This window comes from Deltaproteobacteria bacterium, assembly GCA_017302835.1.
Classification (GTDB): domain Bacteria; phylum Bdellovibrionota; class Bdellovibrionia; order Bdellovibrionales; family Bdellovibrionaceae; genus UBA2316.
Window position 1 is genome coordinate 1 of the sequence record JAFLCC010000011.1, and the last position, 12,589, is coordinate 12,589.

Below are 12,589 nucleotides of genomic sequence, written 5' to 3' on the forward strand. Positions count from 1 at the left end.
TTGTTTATACTTTGGAATTAAATTGAAATCTGGACCTGTTAAAACTTAAAGTCTTACTTTAAGTAAAAGTTGAAATTATCTAAACCTAGTTTTCCACATATTTCCCACTAATTTTAGAAAGTTCCCGAAGATCATCAAGGCTGCCATTTTTTAATGGGTGTCTTATTTAAATTCAATTAAATTGTACAAGGTGCTTTGTATTCGTTTATATATGGTACGAGAAATGCTGACGTTTTAATGGACCCATTCCATTGAGGTATTATGACATCTTATCAGCTGCATACCATTTGTATCTCCCTTATTTTGGGTTTGCAGTTTTCAGCTGTGGCTAACGAATGTGTATCGATCTATGCCGTCAATGAAATTGCCGCGATGATCCTTGCCGAGGCCAATGGATCTAACGCTGCGGCGACTCGGTTGATTGTGTCTCCTCGTTTTTCTAGGATCATTGCCGAACAAAAACGCCGTGATCCTGATTTCATAAGAAAATTAAAACGCGCTCTAGGCACAAAGCCAGTGATAACCGTAACTGAGTCAAACCCGCCTTCTCAAAGAAAAAATAAACCGACGCCGGTTACACCAATTGTTTCAATTAGCCCATTGAATCTGGGTGAGTTTGAATACGTATCGATTCCCAAAAGTTCTGGATTGGGAGATTCTCAAATTGAACTACCTAACGGCGAAATCCTAGCTCTCTCGGCTTATCATCGTGGTGGTGGCCCCGAGATCGTAAAATTTAAACCCGTTGTAGGCAGCGATGGAAAAATAACCTACGAAGATACTCGAACTACACACGGCTACATTGATGCTAGAAATAACGATCCCAAACTTGTATCCTCGGACACAGTGGTCGTTCTGAACTACTATAAAGAATCTAAACATAGAATGACCTTTATTGATCTTAATAATCTGGATTCAAAAGCATTTCAGCATGTGCCATTAGAAAAATACCGTGGCGGGATTGATTTGCTGCCGTTACCTGATCAGCGCATTTTAATTACGCAGAAAGATTTTGGTACGTTTTCTATCCATGACAGATCCAACGGCATCAGCGCTGCTGCATTTAGCGACGTTTATAAATACGCACCTAATAATCCGAAACCGAACACATCATTTCCACGCACGTCACAAACTGAATTATTACCTAATGGTGATCTATTAATCGGCTATGAAATAGACCATGATCACACATACAAAGCAGGATCCCTAAGATCATTTACAATGATCCAACATTGGATCCGCCAATCTGACGGCACATATAAACCTGCGAAAGACTTTGATGTGGCCGAATATCCGGATGATACGCAAAATAATTTCCTCCGAGGTGGTCCTAAGGTAAGGCTTGTTGGAATGAAAATTCTTAAAAATGGAATAGTAGTGACAGCAGAAGAGCCCGGTATTTTGAAAACATGGAAATGGAACCAAAGCTGGACTGAGTTATCTCTTATGGCGACAGAAAAAATCTTCCCAGAAAATGTGGAAGGTAATATCCAAACGTTAGAAGTTTTAGCCGACGGACAAGTCCTTGTAAATACAATACACAAAGAAAACCCAAGATTTCCGGTAATAAGAATTGATCAAAATGGACAGATGACAGTAACAGCAAATCTTCCTGCACTACCAGATAGAAATCATATTTTACCGCTCAGTCACGGTGGATTCTACACTCGATCAATTATGAACGATGCTTGGCTATGGACGCGAAAGCCATAAATCCTGTCCCAGTCAAAAACGATTGATTTACGAGCCGCTGGGCAGGACGTGGCCGCTTTTATTAAAGACCCTGCAGAGCTTGAAGGTTGCAATCAAGAAATATAAGATCCTTAGACATAGGGTGAGGTTATAAAAGAAATATTATTTTGTAAGGAAGTTTTTAAGTCGTAGATCTAGAGTTGGACTTAAGCCTGCACCTTTCCAATGGATTTTATTTTCTTTTGATATAAATAAAATTGTGGGTGTTCCAGATATATTAAACTTACTTGTAAGATCACCTTTTGGGTCTAAACCAGCAGGGATGATATAATTTCTTTCTGCAATGGTTTTTGTGACTAAATTATCATCTTCCAAGCTAGATATCGCCAAGAAATGTTCTTTCAAGTTGGGATTAGACTTAATAAAAGAATTAATGCGTGCCAATTCAACTCGACAGGGGCCACACCAAGTAGCCCAGAATATCAAAACTAGAGGTTTATTGTTAGTTAATTTTTGAGCCTTACCATCAAGGCTCAAAAAGTCTAAGGCAGGAGCTTCTGATCCTTCAATTTTATAATTTTGATAAATATCTGGTACTTTTTTAAGTAATAGAAAAAACAGTAGTAAAATGGATAATGTATTTATAAGGTTATTAAAATTAATTTTCATAGTTTTTTTAACATGGCTAATATATCAACTTCTACTTTCGTAAGAATATCATTTATATTTACATTAGGCAGAAAATTGATCATCTGACTTGGTTTGGTGAACTCAACTATGCATTCATTAGCATTTTTTTGTGTAAAGACTATATTACAGGGTATTAAAAGTGCTACGTCGCTATTTTGTTTGTAGGCTTCATAGGCTAGTTCTGGATGGCAAACTCCAAGAATAACTGTTTTATTTAAATTTTGGTTCAGTTTTTCTTTGATTTTTTGATCAAAATCAATTCTTGTCAAAATTCCAAAACCAATTTCCTTGAGTAAGCCACTAAGTTTATTAATAGTCACTTCGACTTCAGTGGTAACTGTTTTTTTGTAAGCTAATTCATTCATAGTCATCCTTTTAGGTAAATTTTTTCTGAAAGATTATTTAATTCCAAATAATTCAAAGATTGCTTTTTGTAGATTTTCTTTTGGCGTGAAGCCGGAGGACATGGCAGGTTCCCCCGTTTTAGGAATAAAAAGTAAGGCAGGAATTCCACGAACCCCAAAGAGGGCCGCAAGTTCCGGAGTTTCTTCAGTGTTGACCTTGAAAACATTAACTTTTCCTTTGTAATCCTCAGAAATTTCTTCAAGTACAGGACTGAGGGCGCGGCAGGGGCCACACCAATCGGCATAAAAATCGACAATGGCAGGAAGTTCCCCAGAATAGTTCCATTCCTTGTGCTTTTCAAAATCGTAAACTTTAGATTTAAATGTTTCAATGTTTAATACTTCCATATTGACCTTCCTTTTATATTAATATATTATAATATCGTAATATGTCAAGAGGGCATTAAATTTTTGGCAAAATTGAGGATCAAATTGAATCAAAAGGTATCTATTGATAAAATTAAGAGCTCTTGTTCAGAGGTTTGCTCAATATTGAAAGTTTTGTCGCACCCTCAAAGACTTCTTATTTTAGGGCATTTATTAAATGGACCAAAAACGGTAAGTGATCTGATTTTATGCACTGAACTTTCACAATCACAGATGTCCCAATTTTTAATAAGGATGAAATATGATAGATTGCTTAAATCAGAAAGAAATGGAAAGTTTCAAGTTTACTCCATTGGCGATAAAAGGATAGCCAACTTGATGAAGGCAATACAAAACGAGTATGGATCTTCAGGCTGTTAGCAATATTAAATAAGTACACATTTTCTCAGATGCATACTAACTGTGCCGGCGCCTTATTTGCGACCATTTTTACTTGGCATAATTATCGCATTTTGAGAATCTCTGGTATCAAAATGCATCCAAGGGGGATTTTATGAAGCTTATTTCACTCGTATTTACATTATTAACTGTTTCATTTATTGCAAATGCAAGAGCCGGTTACGTTTGTGTTAATGGTTATTTATATAAACCAGACACTAGCAAAGAATATGTCGGAACTTCAGACTGTAAGCGAGCTACGATCAAGGGAAATTTCGCTTGTGTCAGCGGATATCTTTATATGCCTGATGGTAGTAAATCTTATGTCGGAACTAGTGACTGCGAGTCGAGCAATTTGGGTGGAGATTATGCCTGTGTCAGTGGTTACCTTCATAAACCAGACGGCAACAAAGATTATGTTGGAAACTCAGACTGTAACAAAGCAAAATTAGGCAATGGTTATGCCTGTGTTAGCGGATATCTTTATTTACCCAATAGCAATAAAGATTATGTAGGCACAAGCGAATGCGAAAATGCTAATTTTGGTGTATAGAGTAGAGAAGATTTGAACTTCTGGGAATAATGAATCTTATAAAGAGGTTTTCTTGAACCTATGAAAGATAAAAAGAAAAAACCTCGTTTGGGGGAAAACGAGGTTTTTTGGGGGTAGATCCTGCCGTCTTGGGGGAAAGACTTATTTGCAGCATCTGCTTTTATAAGAATGCAATGGCGGGGCCAGGTGTTTATAGATATATTAGTTTTAAGATCGAGTAGAATTCATCACAGAATTTAAGTTCAAAAAATGGCAAGAGCAAGTGGAAGAATCGACGTTCTATATTGAGATGTTTAAATTATAAATGCAAATCTGGTGACGTCATCCGTAATTCCTGCGACTTGACACTAGTTCTTCCAAAGTTTTTCGTTAAAAGACGTGTAACTTGGATTAAAATTATTTAAATTAATATTTCTTAAGGACTCTGGTGAGTTAAATATATTAAAGTCAATTCCATTTAGGCTTTTCCATGTAAACCCATAGTTTGGATTGTAGAAAAGCCTTTTAGCTTTTGGGTCATTTAGTATCATTTGTAAAAACCTAAAAGATAATTCCTTATCTGGCGTATTGTTTGGAATGACAAAAGAATAAACTTTAAGGGTGCTCCAATCAGGGTCTAGTTGATAGTTTATCTGATTGATTTCAGCTTGTTGCAGGGTCATTTCAGCGAAGTCACTTGAGCTTGTATTTTGGTCACTCAATTCTGAAATCTGGCGGAAAATTATTTTAGCTTTTTCATTAAAGTTCCACTTGGGGTGGAACTTTTTTATATTAATCAGTTGAACATCACCAATTATTTCGAAGGTCTTTGGTTTGGTATTTTTGGGATTAAGATTTTTAAAGACATTGATAAACCACAAAATAGGAAGAGAATATATTTTTCCGTCAAGGACTTGTGGCATAAAATCGAAGTGATTTTGTTTTTCAATTTCAGTTTTTAAAAGTTCTAAATTTTTAATTCTATTGTCTTTTTGAAAAGGTTGGACAAAATTTTCAGGAACTAAAGCAATGGCAATATTTTTGTTTATAATCAATTCCGTTCGATAAAGTTCGTAATTGTTTTTCTGGACAATATTTATTTTCGAGTGGGTTTCCTTTTCGATATAGTCAATAAACCCCCTAGAAAGAGACTGCGCATCAAAGGTCAAGAGATCTATAGTTTTAACTGGAATGTAATGATAACTAAGTTGAGTTTCCGGAGAGCTACCATGATAGTAGCCCACAAAAAAGGTAGCTAGAAAAAAAAGACACCAAAGGATGCCTTCTTTGAATTTATTTTGATTAAAAGTGCTCATCGAAAGCGACTTGACCAGAAACTCCAATTTGGTAAGCAGAAACTCTTCTTTCAAAAAAATTGGCTAGCTCCTGCATGTCTTGCAATTCCATGAAGGGGAATGGGTTTTTGGTATGAAATCGCGGTGGGATATGCAAGGCTTCAAGCCTTTGGTCTGCAACAAATTCTAAGTATTGCCTCATGTCCTTTAAAGATAGACCTGCGATTCCATTCGCTAAGATATCTTCGGCGAAAGTCATTTCGCACTCAATAGCCTCCTCAATCATTTGAATGATCATTTCGTTCATTTGTTCATTGAAAAGGCTAGGGTCTTCTTTGCGAGCCGTAGCAATAACTTCATTTGCAAATTGGATGTGCATGCTTTCGTCTCTGAAAACCCAGTTAGTTCCAGAAGCAAGTCCTGCGAGTAGCCCCTTGGATCGTAAGAAATAAACGTAAGCAAAGGCGGCAAAGAAAAATAAACCTTCGATACAAGAAGAAAAACAAGCTAAATTCATAATAAATTTACGCCGGTCTTCTTTGGTTTTAATCGTATCTAATTGATTGATGGAATCCATCCATTTAAAACAAAATTGAGCTTTTTTATGAATCGAGGGGATGTTATGAACAGCGGCAAAAGCTTTTTCTCTTTCAGCATGGTCGGGGATATAATTATCAAGAAGAGTGAGATAAAACTGCACGTGCAGGGCTTCTTCGTAAAGTTGTCTTGATAAGTACAGCCTAGCTTCGGGAGAGTTAATGTGCTTGTAAAGATTTAAAACTAAATTATTACCAACAATGGAATCTCCTGTTGCAAAAAAAGCCACCAATCGATTGATCAAGTGCTTTTCGCTGGGGGTGAGTTTTGAATTTAAATCCACTAGGTCAGTGGAAAAATCAATTTCATCGACGGTCCACGTGTTCTTGATAGCATTTTTATACATATCATAGAACAAGGGGTATTTCATCGGTCTTAGGGTTAAATCAAATCCAGGATCTAAAATCATAAATTCTCCTTATTGTTCTTTTACTGAGAGCGTTTCTGAAAAGTCTTTTTTTCTTAAAAACTTTTTACTGACAAGCTTCACAGGATTCAGGGTTATCTAAACTGCAGGCAATGACTTCACTGTCTGTAGCTGGTGATCGTTCGCGTTCTTCTGTTATCATTGCCGATTTCTTAACTGTGGTTTTTGAAATTGAAGTTGCTGGACGAGATCGTAAATAGTAAGTGGTTTTGATTCCCTGTTTCCAAGTGTACATGTACATGCTTGAAAGCTTTCCAATGGTGGGGCTTTCAATGAACAGATTTAAACTCTGACTTTGATCAATGTAAGCCCCTCTCGCTGCGGCCATATCAATAAGCGATTTCATCGGCAGTTCCCAAACAGTTCTGTAAATTTGTTTAATGCCGGGAGGGATGGCAACAATATCTTGAATAGATCCTTCGGCGAGCTTGATTTCGCTTCTCAAATCTTCATCCCAAAGCCCTAGGTCTTTGAGCTCACTCACAAGGTATTTATTTATTTGTAAAAACTCACCACTAAGGGTTTCGCGCTTAAATAAATTAGAAATTTGCGGCTCAATAGCTTCGTAACAGCCTACAATGGAAGCGATTGTCGCGGTGGGCGCAATGGCAATGACCAAGGAGTTTCTGAGTCCGGTTTTTTTAATTTTTTCCTTTAGCTGATCCCATTTGGTTCCAAGGCTGGGCTTAACTCCCCAAAGATCAAATTGTAAAACTCCTTGGGCCGCTCGGGTCTCAGAAAAATTTTGGTGAGGTCCAAATTTTTCTGCTAAATCTGAGCTGGTGACAAGGGCGTTGTAATAGATAACTTCCTGAATCTGGGTAGATAAGTTTTTGGCTTCTTCCGAATCATAAGCAAGTCGTAGTTGGAAGAATACATCTTGCAGACCCATGACTCCGAGGCCTACAGGTCTCCATTTATGGTTTGAAGCCTCAGCAGAATCAATAGGATAAAAATTAATATCGATGACCCTATCGAGGTACTTAACAGCCGTTCTTACGGTGCGTGCTAGTTTTTCGAAGTCAAAAGATCCGTTAACCACATGTCGCCCTAAATTAACGGAACCTAAATTACAAACGGCTGTTTCATTATTTGAAGTGACTTCTAAAATTTCGGTGCAAAGATTTGATAAATGGATCACGTTTTGTGGAAGCCCCGTTTGATTGGATTTTAAATTACAGGCATCTTTAAAAGTCATCCACCCATTGCCAGTTTGCGCGAGGGTTTTCATCATGCGTGAATACAATTCTCTGGCTTTGATTTGCTTTGAAAATAATTTCTTCTCTTCCGCCTCAAGATAGATTTTTTCAAAGTCGGCTCCATAAAGATCTACGAGTTGAGGGACCTTGTTGGGATCAAATAAAGACCATAATTGATCAGACTCAACTCGGTTCATAAAAAGATCTGGAACCCAGTTTGCCAAGTTGATATTATGGGCTCGTTTAGCCTCATCGCCCGTGTTATCTCGTAGTTCAAGGAACTCTTCGATATCCGCATGCCATGATTCTAAATAAACACAGGCAGCACCTTTTCGTTTACCTCCCTGATTGACGGCCGCCACCGAGCTATCCATGGTTTTAATCCAAGGTATGATTCCATTGGAATGACCGTTGGTGCCTTTAATCAAACTTCCACGAGAACGAACGCGGTGATAAGCGACGCCAATACCGCCAGCAAACTTAGAAAGGAGCGCAATATCCATATACTTTTGATAGATGGATTTTAAGTCGTCCTCTGGAGAATCTAAAAGGTAACAAGAGCTCATTTGCGGTCTGAGAGTTCCGCTATTAAAAAGGGTAGGGGTCGATGCCATGTATTCAAGTGAAGAGATAAGACGGTAAAACTCAATGGCCTCCTCTATTCCTTGAGCTAAACCGCAGGCCACTCTCATAAAAAAGTATTGAGGAGTTTCAAAAACTTGGCGTGTTTGAGGGTTTTTTAATAAGTAACGATCATAAACAGTTCTTAAACCAAAATATTCAAAACGATCCGTTCTAAATGGTTCAATAGCTGCGGAAAGGGAGGCTTTGTGTGTATTAACAAATTGATAAAGAGGCTCATTTAAAATCCCATTTTGATACCCAAAGGTAACACAGTCTGCAAAAGTTTTTATTTTTTGCGAACGGACTTCTTCATCAATGTAAGTCGCTAACAATCGCGAGGCCAGTCGTGAATACTCCGGTTCTTCTCCAATAAGCAAGGAGGCCGTTGAAATACATAGATTATCTAACTCTTTGGTGCTGGCTCCATCATAAAGACCACTGATAGCCTTGGTGGCAACTCTTAAAGGATCTACAGAAGCAAGTCCCTGGCACAAACGAGTGACTCGCTCTACGATTTTAGTAACGTCCACGGGCTCCAATGAGCCATCTCTTTTTTTGACTCGCATGACGTGTGGCTTGAGCGAGTCTTCATTGGTTAAATTAAAACGTAAGCTATCATGACTTAGGTTTTGTTGATTTAGGTTCATATATTTCCTTTTCAATCCTTTTTGGGAAAGTATTTAAATTTTGAGTTTTTCAGTATGTAACTTTCTTACATCTAAAGTCTAGTTTGGACTTTAGATGTTATTTTTTTATTGTTTTTTATTTTAAAAACTCTAAAAACGATAAAACATCTACCCACTAGATACAGTCTAAAAGTTTAAACCTCGCACTAGATTTACTACGCCTAGTGATATGTTTTAATTTTAATGTCTACCAGTTGCTTATAAATAAGGGTTGCAAGCTCCCTTCGTAATGTCAAAACTATTTCATTTAATTTTTTATTTTTTTGCTAATGCTGAATATCAATTATGCAGAAAGATAATTTCTTTTGACAAAGGTCTAGCTAAAATACGACGGAAGGGCAGGATTTTTGTTTTAAAATCGCTTGAAGTTTTTTTTCTTCAATATTTTTAGGTTCATAGTTCTTACTTTGATAATAAGAATTATTTCTTAGAAAATCGATGATAGCTTGATGTGTTCCCATTTTATCAGCGGTCCAAGAAGGCGCGACAAGCTCCTCCCAGCGAGAGGCAAAAGCGCTGAGGCGATGTAGGGAAATCCCGGGTCGCAGATTTGTTAAAAACCGAGCCACTTTTTCTGAGTAAGCCTCTAAAGAAATGGGAGAAAACTCACCTAAGTTGTAAATTTTTTCTAAGGTCGTATTTTTTAAAACATGTAAGTGGTGAAGTTTCACATTGCTCACAGGTAGAGAATTGACAATCAAAGCTGTTTCGTCGATTTGTTCCAATGTTTCATTCGGATTTCCAAAAATTAAATGGATGCCTAAATCTACAGAGGTATTATCAGAAATTTTTTTGATGGCCTCTAAAGAGGATTCCGCCGAATGACCCCGTTTCATAAAGAGTAAGTCTTCGTTAAAAAAACTTTGAACTCCCAACTCAACAAAAACAGAAGAGGATTGATTGTATTTTTCCCAGAGCTTTAATACAGCTGGGGAAATACAATCAGGCCTCGTTCCTATAACAAAGCCAACAACATCTTCCGTCTCAAGGGCTAGGTTAAAATTTTTTTCAAGATCAGAAATTTTTGCGAAAGTATTGGTGTAGGCTTGAAAGTAGACTAAGAATTTCTTAGCTTTAAATTTTTTTTGGATATGAAGTTTATATTTTTCAATCTGAGTTTTTAGACTTAAACTAAAGGCTTCGGACCTTGCGGCAGAACCCCAGACATCACAAAATGCACAAGTTTCCATTCCCTTAAGACCCATACGGTTGGGGCAATCATCCACGATCGCTACAGGGATTTTGTAAACTTTAGTATTAAATTTTTCTTGGTAATGTTCGGATATTGATTTGTAGGGTAATCCGTTCCAACCTTTTTCCATAGAGTCAACTTATGATGGGACTTGCCTTTAGAGTCAACATCAACAAATATATTTTCCGATGGATGTTGAAAAAATACAAACCTACTTAGAGCTAAATGGTTACACCTTTGAATTGACTGAGGATGGATCTCCCACTTTAAGGCTTGGACAAGGAGAAAGCATGCATCACTTTGGCGGAGCCGCCGGAGAATCTCTCTACATCTATCAGACGGCTCTCGATTTTCTATACAGTAACGAAAGGCCCCTTTTTGAAATATCCGAGTTAAAGAGCCACTCAGAAGATTTTTTGAAGAAAAAAACCCTCATGAATTCAAAAGACCAGATAAATTCAGAAAAACTAAATATCATGTCCCTTGGATTTGGATTAGGTTACAACGAGCTGTTAGTCGCGCTCTGGGCAATTAAGAACAAGTTTGAAGATCGTCAAACGAGTTTAGTCAGTTTTGAGATAGATTCATTTTTTTATAATGAGTTTAATAAATGGCTCACCAGGAGCGAGGAAACCCCTATGACCCCTATTTATGATTTAATTCTAAATAAGATCCTCGAATTAAATCATAAGACATACCCCGAAAATGAGAGCGGCCTTTTGGATCAAATTAAATCAAAGTTATTGAATTGGAAACTGCAAGGCATTTGGCGTCAGCAAGGCGAATTGATGAATGTAAAACAACTTGCTCAAAAATTTAATTTATTTATTTTTGACGCCTTTTCGGTGAAAACAACTCCCCATTTGTGGTCAAATGATTTTCTCGAGCCACTGTTAAGCAGCCATAGGGGTGCTCCATGTGTTTTTTCAACTTACGCTTGCAGAGGAGAGCTCAAAAGATTTTTGCAAAGGGAAAATTTTATTTTTTTGAAAAGACCCGGATTTAAAGGGAAAAGAAACTCAACCTTAGCCTTTAGGGAGTGACCAGCGGTTCAGGCCTTGGGGTAACTTCTGGTCAGGAGTTTAGGATTCTTTAAATTTATTGATATACTCAATAATTTGACTTTTGAATTCAGGTGAAATTGAAGAAAATTTAAGCCCTGTGTATCCATCTGGACCCACATAAACCACATCAGCTTGGATGTGGATATCTGTTGATAAATTAGGACTTTGTAGAACTCCTTTAAGAGAAACTCCTGGTCTTAAAGAAGAGTCGTCCGCAACACCGCAGCCCCCCTCGGAAATAGTGACGACTTTAGAATGAACCGGAGAATGGTCGTCAACCCTTTCTCCTATAAGAAAACCGAGGATAGGGACCCGTGGAGTGTTTCTTCTGGTGACACCTAATGCATCAGCTATCGCAGTGACCGAAAAAACACTTTCCCATTTTGACAGGGATTCATTTTTAACGGCAGCATTTTCAAATGTATCTAAAGCTTTGAGGGCTTTAATTAACTCATTAAAAGAAAGAGGTTCAGACTCTTTGCCGTCATTTTTGAATTTCCAAACGGGGTCTTTTGGCGCTGTTTCTATTTTGTTTTTATTCGAAGTCAGGTAATGATTCCATTCCGTTGGACTGAGCCATTCCGTCATCCCTTTCCCCCAAATAAGAAGAGTTTTTTCCAAATTTTTTAAAAGGTATTGCTCAATTTGAGTTTGATCAAAAGGACCAGAAATTATATTGTCTTTTTGGACAAACCATTTGTTCATGTTATCAAAATCGCTTAAAAATATCTAATTGCCTAGTGTTTTTTCCAAATGTTTTTTATCCTGGACCTCTAGAGAGTTTCCTTCATTTTTTAAATAAGCTTTGGCAGTCTTAAGTCGTTCAAGCAAAAAAATATTATCTGTTTTTTCGAGTATTTTATTTATTAGTTTCTGCGAGGCGATTTTATCTGGTGAATTTTGAATTCCCTCTATGGCCTGGGCTCTAAGAACATTTTCAAAATCGAGGAGTCTTTCTTTTAAAGAGTTAGGAATAGGGGTTAGAAGAACCTGTTCTAACTCTTTAGTTGCAGTTGGCGATTTTGATAATAAGAAAATGGATTCAAATCTTAAATCTTGAGGGAGGGCCGTATCTAAAGCATTTTCCTTAAGCTTTTTTTTCTCTGATAATTTTAAACCATGTGCTCTTAGGGAAAGCTTTTCATCTTCTTGATCTGGTTCTGAATTTAGATAAGCTACTGGTTCTTCATTCTTAATTGGATCTGTTTTAGTCATCACTGAGACGGGCGTAGGAGGAAGGTTGGAAGTCGTCGGGGCGCTAACGTGAGAGGGGCCCCGATTTGAATCACCTGAATCATCAGGGGTCTTTTTATGAGATCCTTTTTTGATTAAGCCATCTGCCATAAAAATAAGTACAGCCATCAGTGCTAACCAAAAAAATTTACTTTTAAATAAGACAAATCCTTTTTTATAAGTCATTCC

General features: G+C 37.3%; 13 protein-coding genes. 4 read left to right on the plus strand and 9 right to left on the minus strand.

The features are described 5' to 3' along the window. The first annotated feature begins 261 nt into the window (after window positions 1–261). On the plus strand, window positions 262–1,713 hold the full coding sequence (locus J0M15_12310; protein ID MBN8537828.1) for a hypothetical protein: 1,452 nt from the start codon (window positions 262–264) through the stop codon (window positions 1,711–1,713). A gap of 141 nt (window positions 1,714–1,854) precedes the next feature. On the opposite strand, the gene J0M15_12315 is transcribed toward J0M15_12310, so the two are convergent. Genes J0M15_12315 through trxA form a run of 3 tightly spaced genes read right to left on the minus strand, consistent with a single transcriptional unit; the run spans window position 1,855 to window position 3,134 of the window. Beyond that, window positions 1,855–2,361 (minus strand): TlpA family protein disulfide reductase, encoded by a 507-nt coding sequence (locus J0M15_12315; protein ID MBN8537829.1) that lies wholly within the window; start codon window positions 2,359–2,361, stop codon window positions 1,855–1,857. Then, window positions 2,358–2,747, minus strand: coding sequence for a DUF302 domain-containing protein (locus J0M15_12320; GenBank protein MBN8537830.1), 390 nt, complete (start codon window positions 2,745–2,747; stop codon window positions 2,358–2,360). The genes J0M15_12315 and J0M15_12320 overlap by 4 nt, the downstream gene beginning before the upstream one ends. 33 nt (window positions 2,748–2,780) lie before the next feature. Continuing rightward, on the minus strand, window positions 2,781–3,134 hold the full coding sequence (gene trxA, locus J0M15_12325; GenBank protein ID MBN8537831.1) for a thioredoxin: 354 nt from the start codon (window positions 3,132–3,134) through the stop codon (window positions 2,781–2,783). Window positions 3,135–3,218: 84 nt separating this feature from the next. Here trxA and J0M15_12330 point away from each other — a divergent pair, with 84 nt between their 5' ends. Then, window positions 3,219–3,533 (plus strand): winged helix-turn-helix transcriptional regulator, encoded by a 315-nt coding sequence (locus tag J0M15_12330; protein ID MBN8537832.1) that lies wholly within the window; start codon window positions 3,219–3,221, stop codon window positions 3,531–3,533. Window positions 3,534–3,666: 133 nt separating this feature from the next. Then, window positions 3,667–4,104 carry a hypothetical protein gene (locus tag J0M15_12335; protein ID MBN8537833.1) on the plus strand — a complete coding sequence of 146 codons (438 nt, stop codon included), beginning with the start codon at window positions 3,667–3,669 and terminating at the stop codon, window positions 4,102–4,104. Between the two features lie 347 nt (window positions 4,105–4,451). Here J0M15_12335 and J0M15_12340 read toward each other — a convergent pair whose 3' ends face one another. From J0M15_12340 to J0M15_12355, 4 genes are all read right to left on the minus strand, one after another. Further along, window positions 4,452–5,399, minus strand: a complete 948-nt coding sequence (locus J0M15_12340) for a hypothetical protein (GenBank protein ID MBN8537834.1) — start codon at window positions 5,397–5,399, stop codon at window positions 4,452–4,454. Then, window positions 5,386–6,384, minus strand: coding sequence for a ribonucleotide-diphosphate reductase subunit beta (locus J0M15_12345; GenBank protein MBN8537835.1), 999 nt, complete (start codon window positions 6,382–6,384; stop codon window positions 5,386–5,388). The genes J0M15_12340 and J0M15_12345 overlap by 14 nt, the downstream gene beginning before the upstream one ends. Window positions 6,385–6,448: 64 nt before the next feature. Further along, the gene (locus tag J0M15_12350; protein ID MBN8537836.1) at window positions 6,449–8,872 is read right to left on the minus strand and encodes a ribonucleoside-diphosphate reductase subunit alpha; all 2,424 of its coding nucleotides are present in this window, start codon (window positions 8,870–8,872) and stop codon (window positions 6,449–6,451) included. 359 nt (window positions 8,873–9,231) lie between these two features. After that, window positions 9,232–10,233 carry a TIGR01212 family radical SAM protein gene (locus J0M15_12355; protein MBN8537837.1) on the minus strand — a complete coding sequence of 334 codons (1,002 nt, stop codon included), beginning with the start codon at window positions 10,231–10,233 and terminating at the stop codon, window positions 9,232–9,234. Between the two features lie 58 nt (window positions 10,234–10,291). Here J0M15_12355 and J0M15_12360 point away from each other — a divergent pair, with 58 nt between their 5' ends. Beyond that, the gene (locus tag J0M15_12360; GenBank protein ID MBN8537838.1) at window positions 10,292–11,146 is read left to right on the plus strand and encodes a hypothetical protein; all 855 of its coding nucleotides are present in this window, start codon (window positions 10,292–10,294) and stop codon (window positions 11,144–11,146) included. A gap of 39 nt (window positions 11,147–11,185) precedes the next feature. Here J0M15_12360 and J0M15_12365 read toward each other — a convergent pair whose 3' ends face one another. Together J0M15_12365 and J0M15_12370 are read right to left on the minus strand one after the other, a co-directional pair. After that, a complete protein-coding gene (locus J0M15_12365) occupies window positions 11,186–11,872 on the minus strand; it encodes a PilZ domain-containing protein (GenBank protein ID MBN8537839.1) in 687 nt (228 codons plus the stop codon). A gap of 24 nt (window positions 11,873–11,896) precedes the next feature. After that, window positions 11,897–12,586 carry a hypothetical protein gene (locus J0M15_12370; GenBank protein MBN8537840.1) on the minus strand — a complete coding sequence of 230 codons (690 nt, stop codon included), beginning with the start codon at window positions 12,584–12,586 and terminating at the stop codon, window positions 11,897–11,899. Window positions 12,587–12,589 lie beyond the last annotated feature (3 nt).

Bases quoted from the DNA above. Each gene is read 5' to 3' on its own strand.
- J0M15_12310 (MBN8537828.1), top strand. From the start codon at position 262: ATGACATCTTATCAGCTGCATACCATTTGTATCTCCCTTATTTTGGGT.
- J0M15_12315 (MBN8537829.1), bottom strand. From the start codon at position 2,361: ATGAAAATTAATTTTAATAACCTTATAAATACATTATCCATTTTACTA.
- J0M15_12320 (MBN8537830.1), bottom strand. From the start codon at position 2,747: ATGAATGAATTAGCTTACAAAAAAACAGTTACCACTGAAGTCGAAGTG.
- trxA (MBN8537831.1), bottom strand. From the start codon at position 3,134: ATGGAAGTATTAAACATTGAAACATTTAAATCTAAAGTTTACGATTTT.
- J0M15_12335 (MBN8537833.1), top strand. From the start codon at position 3,667: ATGAAGCTTATTTCACTCGTATTTACATTATTAACTGTTTCATTTATT.
- J0M15_12340 (MBN8537834.1), bottom strand. From the start codon at position 5,399: ATGAGCACTTTTAATCAAAATAAATTCAAAGAAGGCATCCTTTGGTGT.
- J0M15_12345 (MBN8537835.1), bottom strand. From the start codon at position 6,384: ATGATTTTAGATCCTGGATTTGATTTAACCCTAAGACCGATGAAATAC.
- J0M15_12350 (MBN8537836.1), bottom strand. From the start codon at position 8,872: ATGAACCTAAATCAACAAAACCTAAGTCATGATAGCTTACGTTTTAAT.
- J0M15_12355 (MBN8537837.1), bottom strand. From the start codon at position 10,233: ATGGAAAAAGGTTGGAACGGATTACCCTACAAATCAATATCCGAACAT.
- J0M15_12360 (MBN8537838.1), top strand. From the start codon at position 10,292: ATGGATGTTGAAAAAATACAAACCTACTTAGAGCTAAATGGTTACACC.
- J0M15_12365 (MBN8537839.1), bottom strand. From the start codon at position 11,872: ATGAACAAATGGTTTGTCCAAAAAGACAATATAATTTCTGGTCCTTTT.
- J0M15_12370 (MBN8537840.1), bottom strand. From the start codon at position 12,586: ATGACTTATAAAAAAGGATTTGTCTTATTTAAAAGTAAATTTTTTTGG.